The following is a 24,340-nucleotide window of genomic DNA, read 5'->3' on the forward strand; positions in this document are numbered from 1 at the left end:
TCTCGGGGAAGTTCAGGCCTTTTCAACCGGCAGGTTAGCTTCTTTCCAGGATTTGAGTCCGCCGGCAACGGCTTGGGCTTGCTCGTACCCGAGCTTCTTGGCCGTGGCCACCGCGCGCTGGGCGCGAGCGCCCGTGGCACACACAAGCAACAATGGCAACGACTTGTTTTTGACCGTGGCGGCGAGCTTCTGCTCGAGCTGGTTGAGCGGCACGTTCTTGGCGCCCGTGACGTGGCCCGCGGCAAATTCCTCGGGTTCGCGCACGTCGACCACCACCGCGCGCTCGCGGTTGATGAGTTGCACCGCCCCCTGCGCAGTGAGCGATCCGGCGTTCGCGCCGCGCACCATCGGCCAGGCCAGCATGCCGCCGGAGCTGAGTGCAATCAGGATCAGCATCCAGTTGTCGACGATGAATTTCACGGTATTCCTTGAGTGGCAAACCCCGGATTTTAGAATGTCGGCTTTCCGCACGCGTTCCCAAAGGCCTCTCTCATGCACAAACTGGTACTGATCCGCCACGGCGAATCGACCTGGAATCTCGAAAACCGCTTCACGGGCTGGACCGACGTCGACCTGACGCCGACCGGCATCGAACAGGCCAAACAGGCCGGCCGGCTCCTCAAGGCCGAGGGTTACGACTTCGACGTGGCCTACACCAGCGTGCTCAAGCGCGCCACCCGCACCCTCTGGCACACGCTGGACGAGCTCGATCGCACCTGGTTGCCGGTGGTGCATTCCTGGCGTCTGAACGAACGTCACTACGGCGGCCTCCAGGGCCTCAACAAGGCCGAAACCGCCAAGAAGTACGGCGACGAACAGGTTCTGGTCTGGCGCCGCAGCTACAACACGCCGCCGCCGCCGCTGGAAGCCAACGACCCGCGCAGCGAACGCACCGACGTGCGCTACGCCAAGCTGGCGCCCGAGCAGGTGCCGCTGACCGAGTGCCTGAAGGACACCGTGGCACGCGTACTGCCCTTCTGGAACGAATCCATGGCGCCGGCCATCCGCGCCGGACGGCGCCTGGTGGTGGCGGCGCACGGCAATTCCATCCGCGCCCTGGTGAAATACCTCGACGGCATCTCCGACGACGCGATCGTGGGCCTCAACATCCCGAACGGGATCCCGCTGGTCTACGAACTGGACGACGAGCTCAAGCCGTTGCGCCACTATTACCTCGGTGACGCCGACGCGGCCGAGAAAGCCGTAGCCGCGGTCGCCGCACAAGGCAAGGGTTAACGAAAGTCTGACCTTCGTCACCGGTTTCGCGGAACCACGGCAGACAACTTGCTTCCAAGCCCTGTATATTGGATTGACAGGCGACAAGGACACTTACACATGGGCCAGAAATTGAAGATCACCGGCTGGGTTGCCGCGGGCGCCTTTGCCGGCGCGCTGACCACCGTCTCGTTGCAAACTGTTGCACGAGGCTCTCTGGCTCCTCTGCCGCTCGAAGAACTGCAGCAGCTTGCTGCGGTGTTCGGCATGGTCAAGAGCGACTACGTCGAACCGGTCGATGAGAAAAAGCTGATCTCCGATGCCATCTCTGGCATGGTTGCCGGCCTCGACCCGCATTCGCAGTACTTCGACAAGAAGTCGTTCAAGGAATTCCGCGAAGGCACCACCGGTCGCTTCGTCGGTGTGGGCATCGAGATTTCGCAGGAAGACGGCCTGATCAAGGTCGTGTCCCCGATCGAAGGCTCCCCGGCCTTCCGTGCCGGCCTCAAGCCGAACGACCTGATCACCAAGATCGACGACACCGCCGTGCGGGGCCTGTCGCTCAATGAAGCCGTCAAGCGCATGCGGGGCGAAGCCAACACCAAGGTGCTGCTCACCATCTATCGCAAGGACGAGAACCGCACTTTCCCGGTGACCATCACGCGTGAGGAAATCCGCACGCAATCGGTTCGAGGGAAGATCATGGAGCCGGGCTATGGCTGGATCCGCCTGTCGCAGTTCCAGGAACGCACCGTCGACGACTTCGTCAAAAAGGTCGAGGAGCTCTACAAGCAGGATCCCAATCTCAAGGGCCTGGTGCTCGACCTGCGCAACGATCCGGGTGGCCTGCTCGACGCCGCCGTGGCGATCTCGGCGGCATTCCTGCCGGAAAACGTGACCGTGGTGTCGACCGACGGGCAGCTGGCCGAGAGCAAGTCCGTCTACAAGGCTGCGCCGGAGTTCTACCAGCGCCGTGCCGGCAGCGACCCGCTGCGTGGCTTGCCGGCCGCGCTCAAGACCGTGCCGTTGGTGGTGCTCGTCAATGAAGGCTCGGCTTCTGCCAGCGAAATCGTCGCGGGCGCCCTGCAGGACCACAAGCGCGCGATCGTGATGGGCAGCCAGACCTTTGGCAAGGGCTCGGTGCAGACCGTGCGCCCGCTCGGTCCGGACACCGGCCTCAAGATCACGACGGCCCGCTACTACACGCCGAGCGGCACTTCGATCCAGGCCAAGGGCATTGTTCCGAACGTGCTGGTCGACGAAAGTGCTGAAGGCAGCCCCTTCGCCGCGTTGCGCATGCGTGAAGCCGATCTGGAGAAGCATCTCGCCAGCGGCCAGGGCCCGGAGAGCAAGGACCCTGAACGCGAAAAGGCACGCGACGAGGCCCGCAAGCGGCTCGAGGAAGAAGCCAAGAAGCCGCCGCAGGACCGCAAGGTGCCTGAATTCGGCACACCGCAGGACTTCCCGTTGATGCAGGCGTTCAACCGTCTGAAGGGCCAGCCGGTGCTCGTGAGCAAGACGCAGGTCATCGTCGACAACAAGGAAGAGAAGAAGGAGAACTAGGCCCACCCCAGGCTTTCCACCCCCTGCCGGGGGCAACACCGGTGGACCGGCCGAGCCGGTTCCACGGTGTTCTTGAAGTTTCTCCAAATCGCGGTACGCATGGACGATAACGATCTGCTGCGCTACTCGCGCCACATCCTGCTTGAGGAATTCGGCATTGATGGACAGGCGCGCGTCAGCGCGGCGCATGCGCTGGTGATCGGTGTCGGCGGGCTTGGCTCGCCGGTCGTGCTGTATCTGGCAGCTGCCGGGGTGGGTCGCATCACTCTGGTCGATGACGACGAGCTTGACCTGACCAACCTGCAACGCCAAGTTGCGCACACCACTGCGCGCGTGGGGATGGCCAAGGTCGAATCAGCTGCCGCGGCGATGCGCGCCCTCAATCCCGACATCACGATCGAAACGCACAGGCTGCGCGCCGACGACGAACTCCTGGCCCGGATGGTCGCTGCGACAGATGTGGTGATCGATTGCAGCGACAACTTCGCCACGCGCCACGCGGTGAACCGCGCGTGCGTGACGCATGGCAAGCCGCTGGTGGCTGGCGCGGCCATCCGCTTCGACGGCCAGTTGAGCGTCTATGACACGCGCGACGCTGCATCGCCCTGCTACGCCTGCCTGTTTCCGCCCGACGCGGATTTCGAGGAAACCCGTTGCGCGGTCCTGGGCGTTTTCGCGCCCGTCGTCGGCACCATCGGAACCTTGCAGGCCAGTGAAGCATTGAAATTGCTGGCGGGCATCAGCCCGTCGCTCGCCGGCAGCCTCCTGATGTTCGACGGCCGCCGCACCGCATTCGACACCCTGCGCGTTGCGCGCGACCCCGGCTGCAGCGTCTGCGGGCACCGCCCGAACGCCTAGCCTCCGGTCTGCGCGGGCTGCTTCCTGGCCTTGGCGGCACCCGCTGCCGCGGCGCGGGAACTCGGTTGCTTTGCCTCGGCCAGCACCTCCTGGCAATCGGCGTCCTGACCCGGCCCCGTTTCAATGGTCGCGGCGAGTGCGAGCAACGGATTGATCAAGCCCAGGGCCACCGCCGCCGCTCCGCGCGTCGCCAGCGGGCCGGCCTCGACGCCCGCCTTGGGCGACGCAAAAGTGCCGCGTACGACCAGCGGAGTGCGCAAGGCCAGGATGCTCATGTCCTTGGGCTGCTGCCGCACCACGATGTCCATCGACTCGCTCGCCAGGTTGATGTTGCCTGTGGCGTTGAACACCGTGTCCGTCGTGTCGAAGACCAGACTGCGGCCGTTCATTACGCCCTTCTCGACGTCGAATGCAACCGCGGCGCATCGCAACGTCACGTTGTGGTCGCCTTCCAGCAAGAATTTGATGATCTCCCCGCCGTCGAGCCCCATGAATTCAAGCAGCAGATTGCTGAACTGGCCCTTGCCGGTGATGGCAGCCACGTCTCCCGACGCCCCGCCCAGCCAACTCGCCACCGAGTTGCCACGCCCTGAGAGGTTGATTCGCCCGTCGAGCTTGCCGAAGCTGGTCTTCAAGGTCTCGACCTTGGGGATCAGCCGGTTGAGTTGCATCGCGCGAATGTCGAGCGCTGCGCGAATGTCTGCAGGGTTCTGCGTGGCATCGATGCGGATCGCGCCGGCCACCTTGCCGCTGGCAATACCGAGGTTCAGCGGATCCAGGGTCAGGACGCCGTCCTTGAGCTTCACCTGGACGCTGCCCTTGTCCAGTGGAAGCTCGCGCACGTTCTGGATACGGTCCGCCGTGTAGTTCACGTCGGCGTTCATGGCGCGCAGACGCTCGAAATCCAGCGTGGCGTCGGGAAGAACCTTGCGGCCGGGATCGCGCTGCGCGCGCTTGACCTGCGTGATGGAGGGCGGCGGGGCGACGCCTTCCACGGCGTTCGCCGAGCGGCTCGTCGGCGGCAAGCCGATCAGAGGACCAAGGTCGTCCATGTCCATGACGCGCGAGCGCAGCGTCCCGCCCAGGTGAGGCACCTTCTGCGACTTGTCGAATTGCATGTCGCCGCCGATGTCGGAAAGCCCGAGGCGGCCCTTCAGGGCTTTCGCCTCCCACAGCGAAGCCTGCTTGCGCAAATTCCCGCTGAGCGCGTAAGGCGGCGTCTGGGGCAAGGCGATGCCCAGCGCGGGGTAAAGATTGCCGAGGTTCTGGCCCCTGATGTCGAACTGCGCATCAAGGCCGTCCAGACCGGCCAACTCTGCGACCGTGCCCTCAACCTTCAGCCGGGTATGCCCGGCCGAGAGCTTGATCTCGATCGGGAACGGCGGCTGCCCCGCGGCATTGAGCTGCAGCACGTTGCCGGTACGTCCTTCGGCCGTGAGGGGCTGCTGACGGTAGCGGCCCTTGATCTGGTAGCTCAGTGGCATGTCGCCCCGGCCGGTGTCGAAGGTGAAGTCGGCGTGCAGATCGATCTCCAGGTGCTTGGCGAGGAAATCCAGCGAGCCGCCGTCGACTTGCAGCAAACCGATGGTCGGTACCGTGCTTTCGTCCGAGGTGTCCTTGCCCAGCGCCCAAGTCCGCCGTCCGTCCTCTTCCATCTGGAGGCCCAGCGACGGCGAGTCCAGAGCCAGCCGGGGAAGCACGACCTTGCGGGAGAGAAGTTGCCAGAAGCTGATGTCGACTTCCGCGCGTTCGGCACGCACGAGATACGGGTCTCTGGCCCAAGACGGATTGGCGAACTCCACGCCGTCGAGCTTGACCGTGGCAAGCCGCCAGCCCATGTCCACATCCAGATGCCGCGTGATCTCGAATTTGCGGCCGGTCTTTTCGCTCACGTAGCGATTGACCGGCTCGCGAAGAAGATCCCACGGAAAGAGCGCGATGACCACCAGGAGGGCGACCAGCAAGCCAAGCAGGACCGCGACGACCCTGGCCCAGGACGAGCGACGCAGCAAAGATACAGCGGTCGCTTCCACGGACATGAAACCTTTCAGTCGATCGCTGGCGTCTTGCCGGCCGATGTCACGGCCTGTGGCGCAGCGAGGATGGAAACAGCCGAAACACCCGCGGACGCAGCAGACGTTGCAGCTTCTGCAAACCGCAGTTCGGCCATGGCAGGCTCGCCTCCTGCGATCACCGCGGCGGCGGCGAGAGCAAGAAGGCCAGTGGCAACGTAGCTCCACACGATGTTCATTCTCTGTACCTTCTGACGGGTGTTCAGTGACGTGGTGAAGAGCGTAAGGAAAGGCACTCCGGTGCCAGGTCGGTAGCCGGCCGCAGTTACTGTGGGGCCGCGCCTACGTCCGAAGTTCGCATTCGGGCGTAAGAACAAGCCTACAGCCGCTGCCCCCGGAACCCTGCATGATGTCGCCCAATAATCATTAGCATCTGCAATGAGAGCTTTCCGGGCGCGCGCCGGGTGGGCCAGGATGCTCGCCAAGGGGGCAAGCGGTTCTCATGGACCCAAGATTGAAAACCTACATCGTCGAAGACAACGTCACGATCCGAGAGAACCTTGTCGGCACTCTTGAAGAGCTCACGTGCATTTCGGCCATTGGCTTCGCCGAGACAGAGGCCGAGGCGAGCCAATGGCTCAGTGACAACGGTGACGAATGGGAGCTGGCAATCGTCGACCTCTTCCTCAAGCAGGGCAGCGGACTCGGCGTTCTGCAAACCTGCATGTCCCGCCGCCCGAGCCAGAAAGTCGTGGTCCTCAGCAACTACGCCACCCCCGACATCCGCAAGCGCTGCGCGCAATTCGGCGTCGACGCGGTCTTCGACAAGTCCAACGAGATCGACGGCCTCATCGACTTCTGCATAGAGCAGGCAGCCGCGCGGCACCCGACCCGAACCTGACCCTCAGCCATCCCCCGGCAGGGGAGAGATGCATCCACGCGGAGTGCGCGCAGCCCTGTAGGCAAGCTTCAATCGATCAGCTTGTTCTTCAGCGCGTAGTAGGTCAGGTCGCTGTTGGAGGAGAGGTTCATCTTCTCCATCAGGCGGGTGCGATAGGTACTCACCGTCTTGACCGACAGCGACAGCGTCTTGGCGATGTCGCCCGCGGTTTCGCCCTTCGCCAGCTTGAGGAACACCTGGAATTCGCGTTCGGAGAGCTGCTCGTGCGGCGCTGCATCGTCCTTGCGGTCGAGTTGGCGCGCCAGGAGTTCCGCCACTGCGGGTGTGATGTAGCGGCGGCCCAGCGAGATGGTGCGGATTGCATTCACGATCTCGATCGGATCGCATTCCTTGTTGAGGTAGCCGCTCGCGCCCTGGCGGATCAGGTTCATCGCGTAGTGCTCTTCGGGGTAGCCGCTCAGGATGAGGATGCCGACATCCGGCGCCTTGGCGCGAATCATCGCGAGCGCATCGATGCCGCTCTGCCCGGGCATGGAGAGGTCCATCACGAGGACGTCGAGTTCAGTCGTGCGGACCAGTTCGATCGCCTCGCGGCCGCTGGCAGCTTCCCCCACGACGCGCAGGTCGACATGCTCGGAGAAAAACTGGCGCAAGCCGGAGCGCACGATGGCGTGGTCGTCCACAATTCCGATCTTGATCATCTGTTACCTTCGTTGAACCGTGCGGCCTTCTGCGCCGCACGATGTCGGTCCCTGTTCGGCTCGATTATTCCCGATTTGAACCCTAGGCATTACACGGAAACCTCATGCGCTGGTTAGCTTTCCCGAAGATGGCCCTGGGCCTGACGCTCGCCGTGCTGGCAGCGCTGGTGCTGGTGGGCATCAACGAAGCCGGCTACCGCCAATCCTCCCAGGCACTCACCGAAGTGGGCGACGCCCAGCGCGCGCGCATGGTGCTCAACCTGATGCTCCAGAACGTCCTGGATGCAGAAACGGGCCAGCGCGGCTATCTGTTGACAGGAGAAGCCCGCTACCGGGAGCCCTATGACAATGCGGTCAAGCAGGTGGATGGCCACATGGCCGCGCTGCAGATCCTCTATGCCGGGAGACCTGCCGAACTCGCGCAGCTGAGCCAGCTGGCAAAGCACGTGGGGCGCAAGCTCGCTGAAATGGAGATGAGCGTCCGCTTGCGCCAGAACGGCAACGAAGACGCATGGAAATTCGTCATCACGACCGACGTGGGCCGTGAGGAAATGGATTCCATTCGCAATGAGATCAGCGATCTGATCGCGATCCGAAATGAAGAACTGACGCGCGGACAGCTGCAGATCGCCAAATCACTGCGCTTCGCGCGAATCGGCATCGGCCTCGTGGCGCTTGCGGGCCTGGCCGCCTTCTTTCTTTACCTGCGGCAGACCCACGCACTGCGCTCCGTCGGCGAGCGCCAGCAGAAAGCGCTGGAATACGAACGCAATGCGCTGGAAGACGAGGTGCGGGAGCGCACCACGACGCTGGCCGAGCTCGCCACCCACCTGCAGCAGGTGCGCGAAACCGAGCGGGGCTACCTGGCCCGCGAGTTGCACGACGAACTGGGTTCCCTGCTCACCGCGGCCAAGCTCGACGTCGCCCGCCTGAAATCCCGCCTGACGGACTCGCCCGATGCCACGCAGCGGCTGCAGCATCTGAACGAATTGCTCAACAGCGGCATCGCCCTGAAGCGCCGCATCATCGAAGACCTGCGTCCGTCCTCGCTCTCCAACCTGGGGCTGGTCGCTTCGCTCGAGATCCTCGGGCGCGAATTTGCCGAGCGCTCGAACATCGAGATCGAGATGGTGCTCGAACCCGTTGTCCTGGACGAGTCCAACCAGCTCACCGTCTATCGGATGGTCCAGGAGAGCCTCACCAACATCAGCAAGTACGCGCAGGCCACCGAGGCCAGCATCGTGATGAAGAACTACGGCAACCACGTGGTCGTGGAAGTCAGCGACAACGGCAAGGGCTTCGACACGCAGCACTCGCGCCCGTCGACCCATGGCCTGGCGGGCATGCGGCATCGCGTCGAGGCGGCCAAGGGCAAGCTCAACGTGTCATCGTCCGAGGGTCAGGGCACGCGACTGAGCGCCGTCCTTCCTTCCAGCCCGGCCTGAACGCCTTTGGCCTTTCGCGGCGATGTCCGCGGTGATTCGGCCCTCTCCTACGCCCCGCGCCCGCTGCTGCTGACAGGGGGCGAACGACCATCCTCTTAACGTTGGTCCCAGGCCGTTCCTCAACCGGACGCGCTGGTATTCATCTCAACGGGGCCATCCTCGAAAGGAGTTCAGCATGTTGCATTACGCAGTCGTGTTCCTGGTCATCGCATTGATCGCCGCGCTGTTCGGATTCGGCGGTATCGCCGCCAGTGCCGTGGGCATCGCGAAGATCCTGTTCGTGATCTTCCTGATCCTTGCTCTCGCCAGCTTCATCGCGGGCTTGATGCGACGCGGGTAGCGTCGTTACGATGAGCAGGCACTCGCAAACAAATCCAATCTCCTGGAAGGATCCATTCATGAACACGACCACCAAGACTCCCGCGCAACTGGCCGAGGATGCTCGCCAGACCGCCAACGACGCCATCGACACGACGCGCGCCTATGCGCAAAACGCCGTGAACGCCGCAGGCGAAAAGGTTCGCGACCTGCGTCGCGAGGCCGAGCCAGCGGTGGAGCAACTCGCTGCACGCGTCCAGCAGGCCGTGCAACGCGGGCTGGATGCCGCATCGACGACCAGCGCGCGCGCCCAACGCCGCCTGGAAGCCGCCGCCGACGTCACGGGCAAGTACATCGCCGACCAGCCGGTCCGCTCGGTGCTCGTGGCGGCAGCCGCCGGCGCAGCCATCACGGCGCTGATCGTATTGGCCAGCCGTCGCCGGGACGACTATTGATCTGATGGTCTGACCGCCCTCCCTCGGCTCTGGCAGAGCCCTCACAGCACCTTGTAGCAGCATGCTTCATCCCATTTACTCCACGGTGCTCGGGCATCCTGAGCTGATCGCCGATCACATTGCCAACTACGGCGCGCTCGTGCGGCAGGAGACGCACGAAGCGAGCCGCGGTCTGATTGCCCGCCTGGTGGCGGGGGTTCTCGCGGCGGTGAGCGCGATGCTCGCGTTGGGACTGATCGGTGTAGCCGTGATGCTCGGGATGCTGCACGGCAGCTTTCATTGGGTACTGGCGCTCGTGCCCGGCGTTGCCGTCCTGATCGCTCTGGTGTCGGCCTACGTGGCGTCGCGACCGCAGGAAATGCATGCGTTCGCTGATCTGCGAGCGCAGATCGACGCTGACGTGCACGCGCTTCATGTTGCGGGGCAGCGCCATGGCAGCTGAACCCACCACGCTTACCCCGCAAGAGCGGTTGGCTATCTCACGCAGGGCCCTCGTGTCGCAGTTGCAAGGCAATCGCCGCCACGCACCGGACCCGCCGCGCGTATCCCGCCCGCAGCGGCCCGATGGCAAGCCCAGCCCATTTGCCTGGGCCGAGGTGGCCCGGAACGTCGCCCGGCGCTGGTGGCGTAGGCATCCCGCCAATGCGGTCACCCAGGTTGCCCGGCCCCTGCTGGAGCGCTACGCACGAGAAGAGCCTGCGAAGCTCATGGCCGCGGCCGCCGCGACCGGCGCGCTGCTGGTACTGGTCAAGCCGTGGCGCCTGCTTTCGATCACTGCCGTGCTGGCCGCCGTCCTGAAGACATCGGACATGGCCGACCTGGTGAACACGCTGATGCAGAAAAACGCAAACCCACGAAAGGATCCTCCATGAACACCGCCGTCAAGGAACGCCCGGAACGCCTGGTTCTCGACCAGGCCGCCATCGATGCCGCATCGAAGAGCCTCGATGAAGGCGCCGTCACGCCGAACTACGGCCCGTGGCGGGACGACATCGTCAAACTGCTCAACGACGCGCTCGCGACCGAGTTGGTCTGCGTGATGCGCTACAGGCGCCACTATTTCACGGCCAGCGGAGAGGCTTCGCCGAAGATCGCCGAGGAATTTCTCGTTCATGCCAATGAGGAACTGGGACACGCGGACAAGATTGCCGAGCGCATCGTCCAGCTCGGCGGCGAACCGGATTTCAACCCCAAGAGCCTGTTGGAGCGCAGCCATGCCGACTACGACGCATCGCTGGACTTGCAGGCGATGGTCCGCGCCAACCTGATTGCGGAGCGAATTGCCATCGAGTCCTATCGCCAGATGATTTCCCTCATCGGCGACAAGGACCCGACGACCCGTCGCATGCTGGAAGAAATCCTTGCCGACGAAGAAGAGCATGCCGACGAATTGAAGGATTGGCTCAAGAGTTGATGAATCCAGCGCTCGACCATGAAAAAGCCCGGGAACCCCGGGCTTTTTCTTTCTTGCGTCGTGAAGGTGTCCGGAGGCGGACTTACATCTTCACTTCCAGGTTGTTGTTGACTGCGCTGACGCCCTTCACGGACTTTGCAATCTCTTCGGCACGCGCCTTCGCGGCCGCATTCGGCGCCGGGCCGCTCAGGCTCACCGTGCCACCCTTGGTGTCCACGTCGATCTTGATGGCGCTGAGATCCGGATCCTTGGCGAGGCCGGTCGACACGGCAGCCGTGATGGTCGCGTCGTCCACCGCCGCCGCGACGCTTGCGCCCGCGTCCTTTACCGACTCCTTGGTCGATGCTGCAGCAGATTCCGACTTGGCCTTGGCATCCGCGCCGGCCTGTTCGGTCTTCGCAATCGCCGAATCCACCTTTTGGCCCGCCGTCTGGTTGCCCGCCTTGTCACAGGCGCTGAGTGCGAGCACGCCACTGGCCAGCATCAGTGCCAGCCAATGCCGCGAGTATCTGGAAATAGGGTTGAGATCAGTCATGGGAACCTCCTGTCGTTCGATAGAAGGGCTTGCACACCTGGATGTGCAAGCCCTGCGCGTCACAGCTTGTCGGCGTCGCTCTTGATAGCGTCCTTGGCCTTTTCCTTGACGTCGCCATAGGTTTTCTGCACCTTGCCGGCCGCCTGATCGAGCACGCCTTCGGTCTGGAGCTTTTCGCTTCCCGTCACCTTGCCGGCGACTTCCTTCACCTTGCCCTTGGCCTCTTCGACACGGCCTGCAACTTGGTCCTTGTTCATATCAATTCCTTCGCAAAGTTGGTGAATGGTGGTTCGCCCGAACCACTGCATTCAATCTAGCGAGGGCATCCAGCCCATGGCCCCCGGCATGGGCTCGACATGCTGTAGGACTCGGGGATGTCAGGCTGTCACGATCCAGCCCTCGATCGGATCGATTTCCGCCGGAAGGCCGTAGCCGTGGCCGGCGCTCGACCTGCGAGACGCGGCCCAGGCCGCTTGCAGCAGGCACAGGGCCGCGTCGATGCAATCCCCTTTGGCGTCGCCGAGCAGCCGTTCCCGTGCAGCCTTGCTCATGACGAGTCGAAGTTCCAGCCGGGCGGAGCCTCTTTCCAGTGCCTCGATGAGGTCCGCCCTCGCCTTCCGACGCCCTTCGGTCTGCGAGGCCGCCTCGTCGCTCTTGTAGCTGCGCCGCCCGATCAACTCTCGCGCCAGCAGGCCGGGATAGCCTTCCAGTGCGATGCGCGCGCCGCCCTGAGCAGGCATATGCAATCCGGGCAGGACGGCGCCCGCATCCAGCAGCCGTGGCACGCCAGCGTGCAGCATGAAGGCGACGGGCGGATTGACCCACTTCATCGACGGACTGGAGCCCGCGGGACCGTCCGTGGCCCGGTGTGCGAACTTGCCGCCGACGGGCCGCGCGGCGCAGAAGGCCGCAAAGGTTTCACGGATTTCCGCTCGGCCGAGTGCCCCGTAGTGCGTGATGAGTGCTGGCCACTGCAGCGGCCAGCCCAAGTGCTCGACCAGTTCGCGCGGCAGCCCGAAGGGAAAGTCGAATGCGCCGACCCATGCCGGTGACGCCGCCAGCCAACGACTCCAAGCGTCGAGCGAATCGAAGCACTCGAAGCCTGACAGGGCAACCCGCCCCGACTCCCCGGTACCGAGCGCGATCACGATCGGCTTGCGCGCGGTCGGCGCACTCGAGAAGTCGCAACCGAGCAGCAACACCCGGAGGATGGTGAATCAGTGTCGACCGACGATGGCTGCGGTCGCCATCAGCTCTTCCAGCAGCGCGAGCGAGACCACGCCCGACACCGAGTACGGATCGAGTTCCGGCCGCTCCGAGTACTTGAGCAAGGTCGACGCGTTGAGCTTCGACAGGTTGACCTGCCCCATGGTCCACCCGCCGAACCGGCGCTCCGAGATTTCCTCGTAGTGCAGCAGCACCACGTCCTTGTGCCGGGGATCCCTCTGGATGTGGCCGTACAGTTCGCTGATCGCCATCCGGCCGCCTTCGATGGCCTGCAGGAATACACCCGCGCCATAGCAAAGAATGCCGGTGATGCCGCAGGCAGGGTTGTGCGAACGCGATTGCGCGAGGATGGCTTCGATGGCGCCCGGGCTCGTGTCCACGGCGCGGCTGGCGTAGAGAAGGCGTACGAGCATGATGTTCAGCGCTTGCGTGGAAGAAGGGAAAGGAATTCGCGGCGAAGGTTCGGGTCCTTCAGGAAGACGCCGCGCATCACCGAATTGATCATCTTGCTGTCCATCTCCTTGACGCCGCGCCACTGCATGCAGAAGTGCTCCGCCTCGACCACCAGAGCCAGCCCGTCAGGTTGCGTCCTTTCCTGGATCAGGTCGGCGAGTTGCACCACCGCTTCTTCCTGGATCTGAGGGCGGCCCATGACCCACTCGGCCAGCCGCGCGTACTTCGACAGGCCGATCACGTTGGTCTTTTCGTTGGGCATCACACCGATCCACAGCTTGCCGATGATCGGGCAGAAGTGGTGCGAGCAGGCGCTGCGCACGGTGATCGGGCCGACGATCATCAGCTCGTTGAGATGCTCGGCATTGGGAAACTCCGTGAGCGAGGGCTGCGCGACGTAGCGGCCCTTGAACACCTCGTTGAGGTACATCTTCGCGACGCGGCGGGCAGTGTTGCCGGTGTTGTGGTCGTTGTCGAGATCGATCACCAGGCTTTCCAGCACGTGCTTCATCTTGCCTTCGACTTCGTCGAGCAGATGCTCGAGCTCGCCGGGCTCGATGAACTCGGCGATGTTGTCGTTGGCATTGAAGCGCTTGCGGGCGGCGAGCAGGCGCTCGCGGATCTTCACGGACACGGGTGTGCCCTCGTCTTCAGCCCCTTCCGCGGGGCGCCTCGCGGCGTCGATGGTCCTAAGCATGGGTGCATCCTAACAGCGAATGGATGGAAGGCGATTACCCCTACAACGCCCTACCCGCCTCACCGTATTGCTATTGTTTTGATAGCGAAAAGTCGGTCACAAGCGGCAGGTGATCGGACATGCGGGCCCAGATGGAACCGCGCGGCACGGTGCATGCGACAGGCTCCAGTTGACGGCCGTAGATGAAGTCGAGTTGCGCGACCGGCAGGCGCGAAGGATAGGTCAGGATCCGCGGCCCGCGCAGGTCGCTCGAATCGCGCATGCCCATGGCGTTCATCGCATAGCGCATGCGCGCACCCCAGTCGTTGAAGTCGCCGGCCACGATCAACGGCTCCCCGGCCGGGATCTCGCGCTCGATGAACTCGCGCAGTTGGGCGACCTGCCGAATGCGGCTGCCCTTGATCAAGCCCAGGTGCACCACGATGGCGTGCACCGGCGTGCCGTCGAGATCGATCGCCACGTGAAGGAGCCCGCGCTGTTCGAAGCGGTGGTCCGAGATGTCCTCGTGGGTCTTGCGCAGCACGGGCCAGCGTGTGAGCAGCGCATTGCCGTGCTCGCCGTGCCGGGTGATGGCGTTCGTCTCGTAGACCGCGGTGTAGCCCTCGGGCGCGAGGAAGTCCGCCTGCGGCAGTTCGGGCCAGTGCCGGAATCGAGCCGCGGCCTGGCGGTTCATCTTGCGCACCTCCTGCAGGCACACGATGTCCGCATCGAGTTGCTCGATGGCATGGCCCAGGTTGTGGATTTCGAGGCGACGCGCCGGCCCGATGCCTTGCACACCCTTGTGGATGTTGTAGGTGGCCACACGGAAGACGTTCGCCGGCGAATTCATCGGGCAAATTGTGGCAGGAGCAGGATCGCTTCGGCGTTCGACGGGGAAAAACAGGCATCCGCCGCATCGCGGTACGGCAGCCATTTCCAGGCGGTGTGCTCCCGCGGGTCCAGCCGCGGCGTCACCCGCTCCGGTACGCACAGGCCGAACAGATGCTCGGTGTTGTGGGTGATGCCGGGCGCATAGCGGGCACGCCACCGGGGGTAGATCTCGTAGATGTTCTGCAGTTGCCAGTCGATGAGCTTCGCGGCGAGTTCACTGCCCTCGCCGCAGAGAATGCCCGTCTCCTCCTCGACCTCGCGCGCAGCGGTGAGGCCCAGCGGCTCGTCCGCCACATCCTTGCTGCCGGTGACCGACTGCCAGAATTCGTCGGCGTCGGCACGCCGGATCAGCAGCACGTCGAGCGCTGGCGTGTGGATCACGACCAGCACCGACTCGGGGATTTTCCAGGGGCGCTCGCTCATGCTTGCGACCCCTGGCCGATCACGCTGCGGGTTGCGCGTTGCGCAGCTTGATGTGCAGTTCGCGCAACTGCTTTTCGTCGACCGGGCTTGGCGCCTGCGTCAGCAAGTCCTGCGCGCGCTGGGTCTTGGGGAAGGCGATCACGTCGCGGATCGATTCCGCGCCGCTCAGCAACATCACCAGCCGGTCGAGACCGATCGCGATGCCGCCGTGCGGGGGCGCGCCGTACTGCAACGCGTCCAGCAGGAAGCCGAACTTGTTCTGTGCGTCCTCGGCGCTGATCTTCAGCGCGCGGAACACCTTGCTCTGCACTTCCTCGCGGTGGATACGCACGGAGCCGCCGCCCATCTCGATGCCGTTGAGCACCATGTCATAGGCCTTGGCGATGCACTTCTCGGGGGCCGTGTCCATGAGGTCTTCATGGCCGTCCTTCGGCGCGGTGAACGGGTGATGCACCGCCGACCAGCGCTGTCCTTCCTCGTCGAACTCGAACATCGGGAAGTCGACCACCCACAACGGTGCCCAGCGGTCTTCGAACAGGCCGTTCTTCTTGCCGAATGCGCTGTGGCCGATCTTCACGCGGAGCGCGCCGATCGCGTCGTTGACGACCTTGGACTTGTCGGCGCCAAAGAAGATGATGTCGCCGTTTCGAGCGCCCGTGCGCGCGATGATCTCGGCCAGCGACGCGTCGTTGAGGTTCTTGACGATGGGGCTCTGAAGGCCTTCGCGGCCCTGCTCTGCATCGTTGACCTTGATGTAGGCCAGGCCCTTGGCGCCGTAGATCTTGACGAACTCCGTGTAGGCGTCGATGTCGCCGCGCGACATGCCGCCTTCGCCGCCTCCACCAGGCACACGCAGCGCAACGACGCGGCCGCCGGGCGTGCTTGCCGCCTGCTCGAACACCTTGAACTCGACATTGCGCATCACGTCGGTCAGTTCGGTGAATTCGAGCTTGACGCGCAAGTCGGGCTTGTCCGAGCCGTACTTGAACATCGCGTCGCCGTAGCTCATCACCGGGAACGGCGGCAGTTCGACCTCGGCAGCGGCGCGGAAGACCTTGCGGATCATGCCTTCGAACATCTCGCGGATCTCTTCCTCGGCCATGAACGAGGTTTCGATGTCGATCTGCGTGAATTCGGGCTGGCGGTCGGCGCGCAGGTCTTCGTCGCGGAAGCACTTGACGATCTGGTAGTAGCGGTCATAGCCGGCCACCATCAGCAGTTGCTTGAAGAGCTGTGGCGATTGCGGCAGAGCGAAGAAGCTGCCATCGTGCACGCGGCTCGGCACCAGGTAGTCGCGCGCGCCTTCCGGCGTGGACTTGCCCAGCATCGGCGTCTCGATGTCGATGAAGCCGTTGGCATCGAGGAACTTGCGCGCCTCCATCGTGACCTTGTAGCGCAGCATCATGTTGCGCTGCATCACGGGGCGGCGCAGGTCCAGCACGCGGTGCGTGAGGCGCGTCGTTTCCGAAAGGTTGTCGTCGTCCAGCAGGAAGGGGGGCGTCACCGATGGGTTCAGCACCTTCATCTCGTGGCAGAGCACTTCGATCTTGCCGCTCTTGAGGTTGTCGTTGACGGTGCCTTCCGGCCGCGCGCGCACCAGACCGGTCACCTGCACGCAGAACTCGTTGCGCAGGCCTTCGGCGGCGGCGAAGGTCGCGGCGCGATCCGGGTCGCACACGACCTGGACGTAGCCCTCGCGGTCGCGCAGGTCGATGAAGATCACGCCACCATGGTCACGCCGGCGATTGACCCAGCCGCAAAGGGTGACGGTTTGGTCCAGGAGGGCTTCGGTCACGAGACCGCAATAGATTGAACGCATGGGCATAGATGAATTCCGGGCGCCGGGTGGCGCGTGATTATTTGATCGCGATCGTTGCGGGGCCGCCGGGAACGACAACCCCCATCGAGACGATGTACTTGAGCGCGTCGTCCACGCTCATCTTGAGTTCGATGCAGTCGCTGCGCTTGAGCATCACGAAATAGCCGCCCGTGGGATTGGGCGTGGTCGGCACGTAGACGCCGAGGTAATCGCCGCCGCCGAGGTGGGTCAGGACTTCGTGGCCGGGCGTGCCGGTCACGAAGGCAATGGTCCAGACGCCTTCACGCGGCCACTGCACCAGCACCGCGGTGCGGAACGCGTTGCCGTTCTCGGAGAACAGCGTGTCGGAGACCTGCTTGACGCTGGAGTAGATCGAGCGAACGACCGGAATGCGGCGGACGACCGCATCGCCCCAGCCGAGCAGGCGCTTGCCGACGAAATTGCTGGCGATGGCGCCGACCGACAGCAGGATGGCCAGCGTCAGCAGTACGCCGAGCCCGCGCACCTTGTGCTCGGTGAGGTACTGCTGCCAGTCCTCGGGCAGCAGCCACAGCGTCTGGTCCAGCGTGCCGATGATCCAGTTCAGCACGCCCAGCGTGATGACCAGCGGAACGATGACCAGCAAGCCGGACAGCAGCCATTTGCGCAAGGCGAGCATGGCGGGATCTCAGTCGGTGCTGGATGAGGGTGCCGCCGCGGGCGCCGGGGCAGGCGCCGGCGATGGTGCGGTCGCGGGCGCGTCAGCCGTCTTGGCAGCGCCGCCTTCGGCGGACGGGGCCGGGCTGGTGCTCGCACCGTTGCTGTCGCCGCCCTTCTTGCCCCCGCCGTCGCGGAAATCAGTCACATACCAGCCCGAACCCTTGAGCTGGAAGCCGGCGGCGGTGAGCTGCTTGCTGAACGCGTTCGCGCTGCAAGCCGGGCACTCCGAGAGCGGAGCGTCGGACATTTTCTGCAGCACGTCCTTGGCAAAGCCGCAGGCGCTGCACTTGTAGGCGTAGATAGGCATGGGATGGGGGGGCGAAATGGGCGGCCGGCGGCCGCTCGCAAAGCCCTCGATTATAAGGGGCCCCCTCCCGCCCTCGCGCGGATCAGGCCGGATCGACAGCCAGCGGACGGTGCGGCGTACGTGTATTCGACACCCACTGCGGCGCCAGCGAGCCGGCCACCATCCCGCCAAACGAGGCCAACAGGCCCGCGAGTTGGGCCGGGAATTCCTTGCCCCAGGGCATGGCCAGGAACAGCAGCCAGATGCCGATGCCGAGCACCACCGCCGCCACCGCGCCCTGGGTGGTCGCGCGCTGCCAGTACAGGCCGCACACCAGCGGCACGAACGCACCCACCAGCGGCACCTGGTACGCGCCCGACACCAGCTCGTAGATCGGGGTGCCCTGCATCCGGATCGCATAAGTCAGCACCGCCGCGCTGAACAGCAGCACCGTGATGCGCATGGTCATCAGGTTGGCCTTGTCGCTGCCCGCCGGCCGGAACTGGCGCCAGATGTTTTCGGTGAAGGTCACGCTCGGCGCAAGCAACGTCGCGGAAGCCGTCGACTTGATGGCCGACAGCAGCGCCCCGAAGAACAGCACCTGCATCACGAAGGGCATCTTCTCGAGCACCAGCGTCGGCAGGACCTTCTGCGGATCGTCCTTGAGCAACGTGGCGGTTTCCTCCGGCATGATGAGCAGGGCGCTCGCCACCAGGAACATTGGCACGAAGGCGAACAGGATGTAGGCGACGCCACCGATGACCGGTCCGCGCGTCGCGGACTTGACGCTGTTGGCCGACATCACGCGCTGGAACACGTCCTGCTGCGGAATCGAGCCCAGCATCATGGTGATGGCCGCCGCGAAGAAGAAGACCATGTCCTTCAGGTTCGGCTCGGGCCAGAACTTGAAGAGATCCTTGCTGACCGCGAAGGCCACCACCCTGTCGGCGCCGCCGGCCATGTTGCCGGCGAAGACGGCAATCACCGCCAAGCCCAGCACCAGGATGATCATCTGGATGAAGTCGGTCACGGCGACCGACCACATGCCGCCGAAGAGCGTGTAGGCCAGGATCGAAACGACCCCGATCACCATGCCCATCGGAACGCTGATAGCCCCGCCGGACAACACGTTGAACACCAGCCCCAGCGCCGTGACCTGGGCCGACACCCAGCCAAGGTAGCTCAGCATGATGATCAGGGAGCAGGCAATCTCGATGGTGCGGCCGAAGCGTTCGCGGTAGTAGTCGCTGATCGTCAGCAGCGTCATGCGGTACAGCTTGCCCGCGAAGAACAGGCCGACCAGGATCAGGCAGGTGCCGGCGCCGAAGGGGTCCTCGATCACGCCGTTCAGGCCGCCTTCGATGAACTTGGCCGGGATGCCGAGCACGGTCTCGGAGCCGAACCACGTGGCGAAGGTGGTGGTCACGATCATGTACAGGGGCAGATGGCGCCCGGCGATCGCGAAGTCGGTGGTGTTCTTGACGCGCTTGGCCGCATACAGGCCGATCGCGATGGTGACGAGCAGGTAGACGATGACCAGGGTCAACAGCACGGCAAATTCTCCAAATCAGAAAAGACGCACGCGCACCAGCACCTGCATCGCGATCAACCCCAATACAAAACCTATGCCACCGTAGATGATCGCCTGCAGGAGACGGTTCGTACGCTTCTGAGCAGCCAGCAGCTCCATCAGTTCGCGGCGGTGGTCCGCGGGCCGATTTTCCAGGAAATCGTGCATGAGCCGCGGCAATTGCGGCAGCAATTTGGCGTAGCGCGGCGCCTCGGCGCGCAGTTGCTCGAAGAGCTTGCGCGGGCCGATCTGCTCGCTCATCCACTTTTCCAGGAAGGGTTTGGCGGTGTTCCAGAGGTCGAGCTCGGGGTCGAGCTGGCGCCCCAGACCCTCGATGTTGAGCAGGGTCTTCTGCAGCAGCACGAGTTGCGGCTGGATCTCGACGTGGAAGCGGCGGGAGGTCTGGAACAGGCGCATCAGCACCATGCCCAGCGAGATCTCCTTGAGCGGCCGGTCGAAGTACGGCTCGCACACCGTGCGGATCGCTGCCTCGAGTTCGTCGATGCGCGTGCCGATCGGCACCCAGCCGCTTTCGAGGTGAAGCTCGGCGACGCGCTTGTAATCGCGCCGGAAGAAGGCCACGAAGTTCTGCGCGAGGTATTCCTTGTCGGACTCGGTCAGCGTGCCGATGATGCCGAAATCGAGCGACACGTAGCGCCCGAAAGTCTCTGGCGCCAGGCTCACCTGGATGTTGCCCGGGTGCATGTCGGCGTGGAAGAAGCCGTCGCGGAACACCTGGGTGAAGAAGATGGTGACGCCGTCGCGCGCGAGCTTCGGGATGTCGACGCCGGCGGCCCGCAGGCGGTCGAGCTGCGCGATCGGCACGCCTTTCATGCGCTCCATCACGATCACTTCCGGGTGGCAGAAGTCCCAGAACATCTCGGGAATCATCACCAGCTTCAGCGGCTCCATGTTGCGGCGCAACTGCGCCGCATTGGCCGCCTCACGCACGAGATCGAGTTCGTCGTGGAGGTACTTGTCGAACTCTGCAACCACCTCGCGTGGCTTCAGGCGCTTGCCGTCGGCCGAGAGGTTTTCGACCCAGCCGGCCATCATGGCCATGAGCGCAAGGTCCTTCTCGATCACGTCGCGCATGCCCGGCCGCAGCACCTTGACCGCGGCCTCGCGCACCGTGCCGTTGCTCACGCGCACGGTCGCGAAGTGCACCTGTGCGATCGACGCGCTCGCCACAGGTGTCTCGTCGAACTGCACGAAGATGTCGCTGACCGGCCGGCGGAATGCGCGCTCAATGGTGGCGATCGCCACCTTCGACGGAAAGGGAGGAACGCGATCCTGCAGCCAGGCCAGCTCGTCGGCGATGTCGGCCGGCAGCAGGTCGCGCCGGGTGGAAAGCACCTGGCCGAACTTGACGAAGATCGGGCCGAGCCGCTCCAGCGCCTCGCGCAGGCGCTGGCCGCGCGGCGCGTCGAGCTTCCGTCCCACCGAGACGATGCGGGCCACCACGCGCAGCCACGGCTTCTGGAAACTGGTGAGGACGAGTTCGTCCAGGCCGTAGCGGAGCGCGACCCAGACGATGAAGATGCCGCGATAGACGCGGCTCATTCGGTGCCCGCAGGCCCGCCGGCCTTGCCGGAGCGCTCGCCGACAAAGTGCCGCAGCGCTTCCACCACGCGGCGGGCACCCGTCGCGATCGTGTGTGCGGGCACATCGCCGATGGCGCGCGCAAGGTCGTCCTCCACATCCCAGCGCACATGATCGACGAGCCAGTTGACCTCTGCCGCCAATTGCACGTCTCCCTCGATGCGAACGGCAGGCTTCTCACCGCGGAACGCGGCGCGTGCGAGGCCGAAGGGAGACTCCTCCGTCACGGTCAGCGTGAGTTCGGCCGTGGCGCCTTCGGGCGCCAAATCGAGCAAGCCCGCCGGCGTGGCGACGAACTTCATCGTCACGAAGCGCCATTCAAACTGCACGACACGGCCCTGTTGGCGCGTGAGGCGCTGCTGCGCCTCTGGCTCCTGCTGCAGCACATGGTTGAGGAAGAGCACCGCGCGGTGCTGGATCTCGTGGACCGCCCAGGCCGGCGGCTGCAGGCGACTGCCGACTCGGTTGAAAAGGTCGTCGAGAAAAGAAAATGGGGACGATGGTGTAACCATGTCCCCATTATCCGGGCTTGCGCCCCGATCGAATCGCCGGGCGCTTACTGAAGTGCCTGGACTCCGGCGACCAGCCAGCCGCTGGAGCCGCTGGTCGGCTTGGTCATGTTCCACACCTCGCGGAACGGGCTCGGACCGGACGAGACGTCCTCACGGATCATTCCGGAGAACTCCACGCTGGCGAGGTACGCGTCCGGCAGTTCCTCGATGCCCAGCAGCTTGGCGTCGAGCATCACGACCTCGGTCTTGTTCGGCTGACCGCCGGTATGGTTCTCGCGCTCAGCCAGTTGCTGTCGGATCTCGCCGACCATGCCGTCGGTCATCATCGAGCGCAACATGTTGATGTCCGCACGGTCCCATGCGTCCTGCAGCGTCACGAAGTTGCGCTTGGCTGCCGTCAGGAAGCCCTCGGTATCGAAGCCGGCGGGGATGCCCCAGCTTTGCGATCCGGCCAGCGCCGATCCGATCATGCTGCCGCCTGCGGCAGCGGCACCGGCCATCGACGAGCCGGACGGATGGGCGTGTGCGGGCGTGGCGTCGAAAGCAGCCGTGCTGCGCTCCCAGGGACGAGCCGAGGCGTCATTGCCGACATTGTTGGGGCTGTACTGCGCAGGCGCGGTGGCGTCTGCGGGGTTACCCGCACCCTGGAACGCGAAGCCGCCGGTACGAGGCGCGGCGCTGTTGCGCGAGCGCGCCGCGAAGATGCGCCACACGACCACGGCTGCCAGGACCAGCAGGCCGATCAGCAGGATGTTGCCGAAGGCGGCGCCGAGACCCAGCGAGTGGGCGAGCCATGCCAAACCGAGGCCTGCTGCCAGGCCACCCAGCATGCCGGCCCAAGGGCGCTTGGGTGCTGCAGCAGGGGCGGCGGCCGGTGCGGGCTTGGCCGCAGCGTTGTTGACGTTCTGGGCGGGAGCGCCCGGCGTGGCAGGGGTAGTCGCAGGCGGGGTCGCCTGGCGTTGGGTGACGTTACCGGACTGCTTGCCGAACGACTTTCCGCCGCCCATGCGGGCAGCGTCGGCATCGATGCTCACGACGGCCAGCGCACACACCAGCATCACGGACCAGAAATTCTTCATGACATCTCCTCTTCTTCGGCAAACAAAATGATTCAACACTTGATTCCAACATGCAGGGCCACGACACCGCCAGTCATGTTGTGATAGTCCACATGCCCGAAACCGCCCTCCTTCATCAGGGTCTTGAGTTCCTCCTGGGTGGGATGCACGCGGATCGATTCGGCGAGGTAGCGGTAGCTGGCGTCGTCGCCCGCGACCACCTTGCCCAGGCGCGGAAGCACGCTGAACGAATACCAGTCGTAGGCCTTCTGCAGCGGCTTGGCAACCTTGGAAAACTCCAGCACGAGCAGCTTGCCGCGCGGCTTCAGCACGCGATTCATTTCCTTCAGCGCGACGTCCTTGTGGGTCATGTTGCGCAGGCCGAAGGCCACCGTCACCACATCGAAATGGTTGTCCGGGAAGGGCAGCTTCTCCGCATCGCACACCAGCGTGGGCAAGGCGACGCCGGCATCGAGCAGCCGGTCGCGTCCGGTGCGCAGCATGGCCTCGTTGATGTCGGTATGGACCACTTCGCCGGTACTGCCGACCTTCTTCGCGAATGCGAGTGCGAGATCGCCCGTGCCACCGGCGATGTCGAGCACTTTCGAACCCTCGCCCACGTTGGCAACCATGACCGTGTAGGCCTTCCATGCGCGATGGAGCCCCATGGACATGAGGTCGTTCATGAGGTCGTAGCGCGTGGCTACCGAGTCGAAGACACCGCGCACGCGGCGGGCCTTGTCGCTTTCGTCGACCGATTCAAAGCCGAAATGGGTGGTACTCATGCTCCCGATGTTAGGCCGGAAGCGTTCACATCAAGCCGACGACCCCGCAGGGACACCGGACTTTCGAGATCAATGACTGCCGCAGGCGTGCCCGCCCTTTTCGGGCATCGGGGCATCGCGGTCCACACCTGCTGCGGCGAGGCGACGCTCGTACTCGGCCCAGAGTTCGTCCTGGCGGGTGCCGAGGTCGTAGAGCAGGTCCCACGAGAAGATCCCGCTGTCATGGCCGTCGCTGAAGGTCGGCTGCACGGCATAGTTGCCCACGGGTTGCAGGTCGATCAGGCCGACGTTGCGCTTGCCGGTCTGCAGCACTTCCTGGCCCGGTCCGTGGCCCTGCACTTCCGCCGACGGCGAATAGATGCGCATCAGCTCGAAGGGAATCCGGAAGGTCGCACCATCGGAAAAGCCCACCTCCAGCACACGCGACTGGCTGTGCAATGTGATCGACTGGGGCGTCGGTGCGCCCGATTTCAAACCTGCCATCAAAAACTCCTAGTCGCCAGTCGCTGGATCATGTCGCGCTCCAGTGCAGGCAATTTTGCTTCGACCTCGGCTTCCCGCCCGACGTCGGGCTGGCGCTGTGCCGCCACCCACACCGGGGATGGGAAACGCGTGTCCCAGTCGAAGCGAGCGATCACATGCCAGTGCAGATGCGGCACCATGTTGCCGAGCGCAGCAAGGTTGATCTTGGCAGGCGACAACGCGTCGCGCAGGCTCTGCTCCACCAAGGCCACCGCCTCCATGCACAGTGCGCGGTCCTCGGGCGACAGGTCGGACCATTCGGCCACATGATCCTTCCACACGACGCGATAGAACGCGGGAAAGTTCGCCTCTGCCGCATGGATCACCCGCAGCCTTGCCGCGTCGAAGACCAATCGGCCACCGAGGTCGTCGCACAAGGGGCAGCCCGAAACGCGCATGT

General features: G+C 64.5%; 31 protein-coding genes. 10 read left to right on the top strand and 21 right to left on the bottom strand.

Annotated elements, in window-relative coordinates; genetic code table 11:
- Window positions 1-12: 12 nt before the first annotated feature.
- Window positions 13-420 carry a rhodanese-like domain-containing protein gene (locus QTH97_RS15980; RefSeq protein ID WP_286569479.1) on the bottom strand — a complete coding sequence of 136 codons (408 nt, stop codon included), beginning with the start codon at window positions 418-420 and terminating at the stop codon, window positions 13-15.
- 72 nt (window positions 421-492) lie between these two features.
- On the opposite strand from QTH97_RS15980, the gene gpmA reads away from it, so the two are divergent.
- The 3 genes from gpmA to QTH97_RS15995 all read left to right on the top strand — a co-directional run bounded on the left by gpmA (window position 493) and on the right by QTH97_RS15995 (window position 3,636).
- Entirely contained in the window at window positions 493-1,236 is a 744-nt protein-coding gene (gene gpmA, locus QTH97_RS15985; protein WP_286569266.1) for a 2,3-diphosphoglycerate-dependent phosphoglycerate mutase, read from the top strand.
- Window positions 1,237-1,335: 99 nt separating this feature from the next.
- Entirely contained in the window at window positions 1,336-2,778 is a 1,443-nt protein-coding gene (locus QTH97_RS15990; protein ID WP_286569269.1) for a S41 family peptidase, read from the top strand.
- 99 nt (window positions 2,779-2,877) lie between these two features.
- Complete coding sequence (locus tag QTH97_RS15995) at window positions 2,878-3,636, top strand: HesA/MoeB/ThiF family protein (protein ID WP_286569271.1); 759 nt, start codon at window positions 2,878-2,880, stop codon at window positions 3,634-3,636.
- Here QTH97_RS15995 and QTH97_RS16000 read toward each other — a convergent pair.
- On the bottom strand, window positions 3,633-5,675 hold the full coding sequence (locus QTH97_RS16000; RefSeq protein WP_286569273.1) for an AsmA family protein: 2,043 nt from the start codon (window positions 5,673-5,675) through the stop codon (window positions 3,633-3,635). The genes QTH97_RS15995 and QTH97_RS16000 overlap by 4 nt on opposite strands.
- Before the next feature lie 8 nt (window positions 5,676-5,683).
- Window positions 5,684-5,887 (bottom strand): hypothetical protein, encoded by a 204-nt coding sequence (locus QTH97_RS16005; RefSeq protein WP_286569275.1) that lies wholly within the window; start codon window positions 5,885-5,887, stop codon window positions 5,684-5,686.
- A 263-nt stretch (window positions 5,888-6,150) separates the two neighbouring features.
- Between QTH97_RS16005 and QTH97_RS16010 the strand changes: the two genes are divergently transcribed.
- Window positions 6,151-6,549, top strand: a complete 399-nt coding sequence (locus QTH97_RS16010) for a response regulator (protein ID WP_286569277.1) — start codon at window positions 6,151-6,153, stop codon at window positions 6,547-6,549.
- Window positions 6,550-6,617: 68 nt separating this feature from the next.
- Here the strand turns inward: QTH97_RS16010 and QTH97_RS16015 are convergent, their stop codons facing one another.
- A complete protein-coding gene (locus QTH97_RS16015; RefSeq protein WP_028249172.1) occupies window positions 6,618-7,250 on the bottom strand; it encodes a response regulator in 633 nt (210 codons plus the stop codon).
- Window positions 7,251-7,354: 104 nt separating this feature from the next.
- On the opposite strand from QTH97_RS16015, the gene QTH97_RS16020 reads away from it, so the two are divergent.
- From QTH97_RS16020 to QTH97_RS16045, 6 genes are all read left to right on the top strand, one after another.
- Window positions 7,355-8,695, top strand: coding sequence for a CHASE3 domain-containing protein (locus QTH97_RS16020; protein WP_286569279.1), 1,341 nt, complete (start codon window positions 7,355-7,357; stop codon window positions 8,693-8,695).
- Window positions 8,696-8,870: 175 nt separating this feature from the next.
- Window positions 8,871-9,035 (top strand): DUF1328 domain-containing protein, encoded by a 165-nt coding sequence (locus QTH97_RS16025; RefSeq protein WP_286569281.1) that lies wholly within the window; start codon window positions 8,871-8,873, stop codon window positions 9,033-9,035.
- A 58-nt stretch (window positions 9,036-9,093) separates the two neighbouring features.
- Window positions 9,094-9,468 (top strand): hypothetical protein, encoded by a 375-nt coding sequence (locus tag QTH97_RS16030; protein WP_286569282.1) that lies wholly within the window; start codon window positions 9,094-9,096, stop codon window positions 9,466-9,468.
- Between the two features lie 61 nt (window positions 9,469-9,529).
- On the top strand, window positions 9,530-9,910 hold the full coding sequence (locus tag QTH97_RS16035; protein ID WP_286569284.1) for a hypothetical protein: 381 nt from the start codon (window positions 9,530-9,532) through the stop codon (window positions 9,908-9,910).
- On the top strand, window positions 9,831-10,340 hold the full coding sequence (locus QTH97_RS16040; protein ID WP_286569286.1) for a hypothetical protein: 510 nt from the start codon (window positions 9,831-9,833) through the stop codon (window positions 10,338-10,340). Before QTH97_RS16035 ends, QTH97_RS16040 begins: the two co-directional genes overlap by 80 nt.
- Window positions 10,337-10,882: a ferritin-like domain-containing protein gene (locus tag QTH97_RS16045; protein WP_286569288.1), complete on the top strand. Its 546-nt coding sequence runs from the start codon at window positions 10,337-10,339 to the stop codon at window positions 10,880-10,882. Before QTH97_RS16040 ends, QTH97_RS16045 begins: the two co-directional genes overlap by 4 nt.
- An 82-nt stretch (window positions 10,883-10,964) precedes the next feature.
- Here QTH97_RS16045 and QTH97_RS16050 read toward each other — a convergent pair whose 3' ends face one another.
- The 17 genes from QTH97_RS16050 to QTH97_RS16130 form a co-directional block, all read right to left on the bottom strand.
- The gene (locus QTH97_RS16050) at window positions 10,965-11,417 is read right to left on the bottom strand and encodes a BON domain-containing protein (RefSeq protein ID WP_286569290.1); all 453 of its coding nucleotides are present in this window, start codon (window positions 11,415-11,417) and stop codon (window positions 10,965-10,967) included.
- A gap of 59 nt (window positions 11,418-11,476) precedes the next feature.
- Window positions 11,477-11,674, bottom strand: coding sequence for a CsbD family protein (locus QTH97_RS16055; protein WP_286569292.1), 198 nt, complete (start codon window positions 11,672-11,674; stop codon window positions 11,477-11,479).
- Window positions 11,675-11,794: 120 nt separating this feature from the next.
- A complete protein-coding gene (locus tag QTH97_RS16060; protein WP_286569294.1) occupies window positions 11,795-12,619 on the bottom strand; it encodes a DUF429 domain-containing protein in 825 nt (274 codons plus the stop codon).
- Window positions 12,620-12,634: 15 nt separating this feature from the next.
- Window positions 12,635-13,057, bottom strand: coding sequence for a BLUF domain-containing protein (locus tag QTH97_RS16065; RefSeq protein ID WP_286569296.1), 423 nt, complete (start codon window positions 13,055-13,057; stop codon window positions 12,635-12,637).
- Window positions 13,058-13,062: 5 nt separating this feature from the next.
- A complete protein-coding gene (gene folE, locus QTH97_RS16070) occupies window positions 13,063-13,794 on the bottom strand; it encodes a GTP cyclohydrolase I (protein ID WP_286569298.1) in 732 nt (243 codons plus the stop codon).
- A gap of 70 nt (window positions 13,795-13,864) precedes the next feature.
- Window positions 13,865-14,623, bottom strand: coding sequence for an endonuclease/exonuclease/phosphatase family protein (locus tag QTH97_RS16075; RefSeq protein WP_286569300.1), 759 nt, complete (start codon window positions 14,621-14,623; stop codon window positions 13,865-13,867).
- A complete protein-coding gene (gene nudB / locus QTH97_RS16080; protein ID WP_286569301.1) occupies window positions 14,620-15,087 on the bottom strand; it encodes a dihydroneopterin triphosphate diphosphatase in 468 nt (155 codons plus the stop codon). The genes QTH97_RS16075 and nudB overlap by 4 nt, the downstream gene beginning before the upstream one ends.
- Before the next feature lie 19 nt (window positions 15,088-15,106).
- Window positions 15,107-16,912 carry an aspartate--tRNA ligase gene (aspS, locus tag QTH97_RS16085; protein ID WP_286569302.1) on the bottom strand — a complete coding sequence of 602 codons (1,806 nt, stop codon included), beginning with the start codon at window positions 16,910-16,912 and terminating at the stop codon, window positions 15,107-15,109.
- Window positions 16,913-16,943: 31 nt separating this feature from the next.
- Window positions 16,944-17,564: a DUF502 domain-containing protein gene (locus tag QTH97_RS16090; protein ID WP_286569303.1), complete on the bottom strand. Its 621-nt coding sequence runs from the start codon at window positions 17,562-17,564 to the stop codon at window positions 16,944-16,946.
- Between the two features lie 9 nt (window positions 17,565-17,573).
- Window positions 17,574-17,912 (bottom strand): FmdB family zinc ribbon protein, encoded by a 339-nt coding sequence (locus QTH97_RS16095; protein ID WP_286569305.1) that lies wholly within the window; start codon window positions 17,910-17,912, stop codon window positions 17,574-17,576.
- Window positions 17,913-17,994: 82 nt separating this feature from the next.
- Window positions 17,995-19,443: a high affinity choline transporter 1 gene (locus QTH97_RS16100; RefSeq protein ID WP_286569306.1), complete on the bottom strand. Its 1,449-nt coding sequence runs from the start codon at window positions 19,441-19,443 to the stop codon at window positions 17,995-17,997.
- Window positions 19,444-19,458: 15 nt separating this feature from the next.
- On the bottom strand, window positions 19,459-21,024 hold the full coding sequence (gene ubiB, locus QTH97_RS16105; RefSeq protein ID WP_286569307.1) for a ubiquinone biosynthesis regulatory protein kinase UbiB: 1,566 nt from the start codon (window positions 21,022-21,024) through the stop codon (window positions 19,459-19,461).
- On the bottom strand, window positions 21,021-21,575 hold the full coding sequence (locus QTH97_RS16110) for a ubiquinone biosynthesis accessory factor UbiJ (RefSeq protein ID WP_286569308.1): 555 nt from the start codon (window positions 21,573-21,575) through the stop codon (window positions 21,021-21,023). The genes ubiB and QTH97_RS16110 overlap by 4 nt, the downstream gene beginning before the upstream one ends.
- A gap of 44 nt (window positions 21,576-21,619) precedes the next feature.
- Window positions 21,620-22,654, bottom strand: a complete 1,035-nt coding sequence (locus QTH97_RS16115; RefSeq protein WP_286569309.1) for a Tim44 domain-containing protein — start codon at window positions 22,652-22,654, stop codon at window positions 21,620-21,622.
- Window positions 22,655-22,686: 32 nt separating this feature from the next.
- Window positions 22,687-23,418, bottom strand: coding sequence for a bifunctional demethylmenaquinone methyltransferase/2-methoxy-6-polyprenyl-1,4-benzoquinol methylase UbiE (gene ubiE, locus QTH97_RS16120; protein ID WP_286569310.1), 732 nt, complete (start codon window positions 23,416-23,418; stop codon window positions 22,687-22,689).
- A gap of 69 nt (window positions 23,419-23,487) precedes the next feature.
- Window positions 23,488-23,901 (bottom strand): gamma-butyrobetaine hydroxylase family protein, encoded by a 414-nt coding sequence (locus QTH97_RS16125; protein ID WP_286569311.1) that lies wholly within the window; start codon window positions 23,899-23,901, stop codon window positions 23,488-23,490.
- Complete coding sequence (locus QTH97_RS16130; protein ID WP_286569312.1) at window positions 23,901-24,338, bottom strand: HIT family protein; 438 nt, start codon at window positions 24,336-24,338, stop codon at window positions 23,901-23,903. The genes QTH97_RS16125 and QTH97_RS16130 overlap by 1 nt, the downstream gene beginning before the upstream one ends.
- Window positions 24,339-24,340: the final 2 nt, after the last annotated feature.

The organism is Variovorax gracilis (genome assembly GCF_030317115.1).
Classification (GTDB): domain Bacteria; phylum Pseudomonadota; class Gammaproteobacteria; order Burkholderiales; family Burkholderiaceae_C; genus Variovorax; species Variovorax gracilis.

Excerpts from the sequence above, each read along its gene's own strand:
- nudB (WP_286569301.1), bottom strand. The coding sequence starts at position 15,087 with ATGAGCGAGCGCCCCTGGAAAATCCCCGAGTCGGTGCTGGTCGTGATC.
- QTH97_RS16115 (WP_286569309.1), bottom strand. The coding sequence starts at position 22,654 with ATGAAGAATTTCTGGTCCGTGATGCTGGTGTGTGCGCTGGCCGTCGTG.
- QTH97_RS16125 (WP_286569311.1), bottom strand. The coding sequence starts at position 23,901 with ATGGCAGGTTTGAAATCGGGCGCACCGACGCCCCAGTCGATCACATTG.
- QTH97_RS16050 (WP_286569290.1), bottom strand. The coding sequence starts at position 11,417 with ATGACTGATCTCAACCCTATTTCCAGATACTCGCGGCATTGGCTGGCA.
- ubiE (WP_286569310.1), bottom strand. The coding sequence starts at position 23,418 with ATGAGTACCACCCATTTCGGCTTTGAATCGGTCGACGAAAGCGACAAG.
- QTH97_RS15990 (WP_286569269.1), top strand. The coding sequence starts at position 1,336 with ATGGGCCAGAAATTGAAGATCACCGGCTGGGTTGCCGCGGGCGCCTTT.
- QTH97_RS16020 (WP_286569279.1), top strand. The coding sequence starts at position 7,355 with ATGCGCTGGTTAGCTTTCCCGAAGATGGCCCTGGGCCTGACGCTCGCC.
- QTH97_RS16015 (WP_028249172.1), bottom strand. The coding sequence starts at position 7,250 with ATGATCAAGATCGGAATTGTGGACGACCACGCCATCGTGCGCTCCGGC.
- QTH97_RS16030 (WP_286569282.1), top strand. The coding sequence starts at position 9,094 with ATGAACACGACCACCAAGACTCCCGCGCAACTGGCCGAGGATGCTCGC.
- QTH97_RS16075 (WP_286569300.1), bottom strand. The coding sequence starts at position 14,623 with ATGAATTCGCCGGCGAACGTCTTCCGTGTGGCCACCTACAACATCCAC.
- QTH97_RS16095 (WP_286569305.1), bottom strand. The coding sequence starts at position 17,912 with ATGCCTATCTACGCCTACAAGTGCAGCGCCTGCGGCTTTGCCAAGGAC.
- QTH97_RS16055 (WP_286569292.1), bottom strand. The coding sequence starts at position 11,674 with ATGAACAAGGACCAAGTTGCAGGCCGTGTCGAAGAGGCCAAGGGCAAG.
- QTH97_RS16130 (WP_286569312.1), bottom strand. The coding sequence starts at position 24,338 with ATGCGCGTTTCGGGCTGCCCCTTGTGCGACGACCTCGGTGGCCGATTG.
- folE (WP_286569298.1), bottom strand. The coding sequence starts at position 13,794 with ATGCTTAGGACCATCGACGCCGCGAGGCGCCCCGCGGAAGGGGCTGAA.
- QTH97_RS16025 (WP_286569281.1), top strand. The coding sequence starts at position 8,871 with ATGTTGCATTACGCAGTCGTGTTCCTGGTCATCGCATTGATCGCCGCG.
- gpmA (WP_286569266.1), top strand. The coding sequence starts at position 493 with ATGCACAAACTGGTACTGATCCGCCACGGCGAATCGACCTGGAATCTC.
- QTH97_RS16035 (WP_286569284.1), top strand. The coding sequence starts at position 9,530 with ATGCTTCATCCCATTTACTCCACGGTGCTCGGGCATCCTGAGCTGATC.
- QTH97_RS16065 (WP_286569296.1), bottom strand. The coding sequence starts at position 13,057 with ATGCTCGTACGCCTTCTCTACGCCAGCCGCGCCGTGGACACGAGCCCG.
- QTH97_RS16000 (WP_286569273.1), bottom strand. The coding sequence starts at position 5,675 with ATGTCCGTGGAAGCGACCGCTGTATCTTTGCTGCGTCGCTCGTCCTGG.
- QTH97_RS16040 (WP_286569286.1), top strand. The coding sequence starts at position 9,831 with ATGCGTTCGCTGATCTGCGAGCGCAGATCGACGCTGACGTGCACGCGC.
- QTH97_RS16010 (WP_286569277.1), top strand. The coding sequence starts at position 6,151 with ATGGACCCAAGATTGAAAACCTACATCGTCGAAGACAACGTCACGATC.
- aspS (WP_286569302.1), bottom strand. The coding sequence starts at position 16,912 with ATGCCCATGCGTTCAATCTATTGCGGTCTCGTGACCGAAGCCCTCCTG.
- QTH97_RS15995 (WP_286569271.1), top strand. The coding sequence starts at position 2,878 with ATGGACGATAACGATCTGCTGCGCTACTCGCGCCACATCCTGCTTGAG.
- QTH97_RS16045 (WP_286569288.1), top strand. The coding sequence starts at position 10,337 with ATGAACACCGCCGTCAAGGAACGCCCGGAACGCCTGGTTCTCGACCAG.
- QTH97_RS16110 (WP_286569308.1), bottom strand. The coding sequence starts at position 21,575 with ATGGTTACACCATCGTCCCCATTTTCTTTTCTCGACGACCTTTTCAAC.
- ubiB (WP_286569307.1), bottom strand. The coding sequence starts at position 21,024 with ATGAGCCGCGTCTATCGCGGCATCTTCATCGTCTGGGTCGCGCTCCGC.
- QTH97_RS16090 (WP_286569303.1), bottom strand. The coding sequence starts at position 17,564 with ATGCTCGCCTTGCGCAAATGGCTGCTGTCCGGCTTGCTGGTCATCGTT.
- QTH97_RS16005 (WP_286569275.1), bottom strand. The coding sequence starts at position 5,887 with ATGAACATCGTGTGGAGCTACGTTGCCACTGGCCTTCTTGCTCTCGCC.